This is a genomic window from Rhizobacter sp. P2_H2 (assembly GCF_056403375.1).
Map to the genome: position 1 here is coordinate 1 of NZ_JBFUFP010000562.1, position 3,547 is coordinate 3,547.

Sequence of the window (3,547 nt, forward strand, 5' to 3'; positions counted from 1 at the left end):
GTCCTGTTAGGACGCAAGGCGCTGGCGGAGGTCCTGCAATTCCCCACCGCGGACGCGTTCGACCGCCACGTCCAGCGCAAGCACTTTGAACTYCCGGTACTGCGCTTTTCGGGAAGACGTGGAGTCTTCGTGCTTGCAACGGACGTTGCACGCTACCTGGTCAAGAGTTCTGCGCGGGTAGCCAGACCAGTGCGAGAAAGGAGCACGTCATGAACGGTAATCCATGAGCGCGATAGAAGAGAAGCAGAGAGCCCGTCGAAGGCGCCAACCCGCGACGGGCTCTTGAGTCTGCAGACCAGAGGTACCGGTCAAGCACACTCTATCGCCGAACCTTGCCCCGGGCAAGGAGGCCTCGCCACGCCGAGCGCCTTGGGCAGCTTTTCTCCTCTCTGTCGCTCTCAGTGACCAATCGGTCGTGGTCTGACGTTGCATCAGTGCCACTTCAGCCATGGCACCGCGGCGATGTAATTTCCACTGCAGCCGCGTCTCAACCGCTTCAATGCGTAGTTACGGAGAAGGCTATGACTAAATCCCCTCCCCCAAATGCACCGAGGCAATATAAAGGCGCGCGCTTAGGAACCCGAATTCGAGGAGCGATGGCCGAGTCTTACGATGCACGCGGTCATAAGGCGCAAGACCTTCATCTGCACTACAGCCAGAAAATGGGGCGCGATGTTGTGCTTGCCGGAAGGCTTCGCTACATCCACTTCCTGATGGTGGAGGGCGATCCACTCGTCAACACTGTCGACTACACGCCGCATGCAGCTGTCACCGCACTTGCTGGCGATGCGTTCGCGGACTTGGTCGCGGCACAGGTAACGATGACCAACGGCGAAGTTGTCTGGCGTCGGTTGATTTACACGGAGCCGGATACTTCGGCCTTCGTTGAGGACTTGCGAAACGCCGTCGGCAAAGGGCCGCTAAGCACTATCCAGCGCCTGGAAGTACTAACGTTCAATCAGTTGGTGGCGCGTGACGTTTGGACGCGTAACGTTCATAGGGCGCTCTCCTGGATTGCGGCGGCGCGGGAATGGCCACTTGGACAGTACAAACATGGCGTACTTGATCTTCTGCAGAAACATCGCCAAGTCGCATTTCAGCGATTTCTAGAACTGGGCGAAGGGGGGAATTCCGCACTCGTGGGCGCAGCTGTCCTGCAACTCGCGCTGAACGGCGCGATTGAAACTGATCTGGCCACACTCCCATTAAGCCGGACAAGCTTATTTTCGGCTGTGAGGGGGGAGCGCTGACATGGTAGCTTCTGTGAAGCGAGTTGCGCAGAAAGCAAATGGCGAAGCAATAGTGCGCTACGGGTACGCCTCTATTCCATTCGAATGGAGAAAACTTGAATCTTGGCCAACTGTCACGGTTTCCCACATTCCTACGCTCGACCTTCCCAGATTCGAGCGTTTCAGCCGAGCCATACGCGCATATTTTGAGACGAATGGCAGCTTAAAGGCGGCGCTTTCAGAGGCCAACTGCACCAAGGATGCATTCTACGATCAATTGAAGCGTTGTTTGCAACCCGCCGACGCAACGGGAAGCATCGTTGGATGGGCAGGCTTGTTGTGGATGAACCGGCTCAGTCCGTACAACAGGCAGTCAGACTCCGGAGGCTTCGCCGGTCGATTCTCAAGGTGGCTACAGGCCAACCCAGACTGGGAGGATCTATTAGTCAAGATGATCAAGAAAGGTGGCGGCGGCGACAAGACTCCAGGAAAAGCGCCAGCTGTACGGAGCGTGGCTGCACAATTTATAGAAAAAATTAAGACAAAGTTGCCTAGTGAACAGTATCCTCGTACAAGCAAAAGCACCGCACGTCGCAGTATTGAGCGCTACATCGCAAATTATGTGGCGATGGATTTATCAACGACGACTGTTTGGAGAGGGAAAGCGATTGCGGCTCGTCAACATCTAGGCACCGGACACGAAAAATTCCTCCTAGCCGCTGCTCCCTTCGATCTAGTGGGCTGCGATGCCCATACGGTCGACGCCGTTGGCGTCCTGATTTTAGACGGACCCGCAGGCCCTCAGCGGATACCTATCGATCGAATGAAGATAGTTGCAATAATCTGCTACAAAAGTCGCGTATGCACCGGGTTTAGCATTTGTATTCGGCCACAAGTCTCGGCGGCCCATGTCGAGGAAGCCTATCTGAACGGTACCCAGAAATGGATTCCTCTTAAGCTAACAATTAAGGGGTTGAAGTATGACACCGGGGCGGGGTTCCCATGCGGCGCCGTTGAGGGCCTCGAGGAGGTCAACTTCGCTGCGCTCCAGCTAGATAACGCTGCGCAGCATTTTGCCCGCGGCGTCCAGCAGCGGCTGCACCGGTCCATTGGGTGCATGGTGGGCTGGGGCGCAGTCGGCCACTGGTGGCGAAATGCTGTTATCGAGCGCTTCTTTGGCGCACTTTCCGCCTACGGCTTCAAGCGCCTGCCAAGCACCATGGGTTTCGGTCCAGGCGATCCACAGCGCGGCGAMCCGCTGTTGGAGGCAGCCGGCAGAGGCATTGAGTGGCATGAGCTGATCCAACTGCTCGATGTGCTCTTGGCCAACTACAACGCTCGGCCAAGCCGCGCACTCGGCGGTCGCAGCCCCCTGGATGTCGTGCGAACCACCCTCTCAGGCTCAGGTGCTGCCTGGGTCCCGCGGGTGCGGCCACCTTACACGGCATATTCGGCTCGACCGGGCATCGAGGTCCTCACAAAGAGAATCAATGGTTACGCTGCGTCGAGGGTTCCGCCATACGTGGAACTGGACGAGGTCCGGTACTCCAGTCCCGAACTGTCGAAGCGGTACGACTGGATTAGAACAGGCGTTATTGTGCATGTCCCAAAGCGGGACGCCCGCATCGTCGAAGCGTTTCTGGACACTGGCGAGCGAATTGGCGAATTGCGCTGCATGGATTCAGGGTGGGCAATGACGGCCCATTCGCTCGAACAACGCAAGGCGATCAATGCGCTGATTAGGGACGGTCAGCTTTACGTACCGGATGGGGGTGATCCGGTAGCGTGCTTCATCAACCATCTCTCCACCAAAGCGTATGCGTCATCACGGAGCCGTTCGTCGCTCGAAGTCTCCGCAGACGCTACTACTGTTGCCGAGACGTTGCGTATGTCAGGTGCTTCGGCACCCGCACCGGCAAAGCCGGCCTCGTCGAACCCAGCCACGTCGACTGTCGCTCGCAAACCACCGCTCGGCGTTGCACTTCCAAAGCGCTGGAAATAGCGATATTGACACCGCCGCCAACTCAAAGGAACCACTATGAGTACACCTGTACAGGCGGATCGCTCTCAGCTTCGCGAGGCCGCACTGATGCCTGGCGAGGAACGCCTTAGGTATTTGGCGAAGCATCCCTTGACTCTTCGACCGGTAAAAGTCGTTACGCGGGCTGTTAAAAGTGCATTCCTCATTGTTTCCGAGGCAGCGACCTATCGCCAGCTTGGAGTTTCGTTCCAAGCGCCTTTTAGAACGGGAAAGTCGACCGTGGCCGAGATGATCTGCGCAAACATTTCTGAGGTCGTCCCAAATCTCGCCGTACACC

The 3,547-nt window shown here is 57.2% G+C and carries 3 protein-coding genes; all 3 read left to right on the top strand.

The window, feature by feature from the left end:
* Nucleotides 1-596: 596 nt before the first annotated feature.
* Nucleotides 597-1,250, top strand: coding sequence for a hypothetical protein (locus AC1D15_RS22495; RefSeq protein WP_477827713.1), 654 nt, complete (start codon nt 597-599; stop codon nt 1,248-1,250).
* 1 nt (nt 1,251) lies between these two features.
* A complete protein-coding gene (locus AC1D15_RS22500; protein WP_477827714.1) occupies nt 1,252-3,231 on the top strand; it encodes a hypothetical protein in 1,980 nt (659 codons plus the stop codon).
* 36 nt (nt 3,232-3,267) lie between these two features.
* A partial coding sequence (locus tag AC1D15_RS22505; RefSeq protein ID WP_477827715.1) for a hypothetical protein occupies nt 3,268-3,547 on the top strand: 280 nt, incomplete at its 3' end.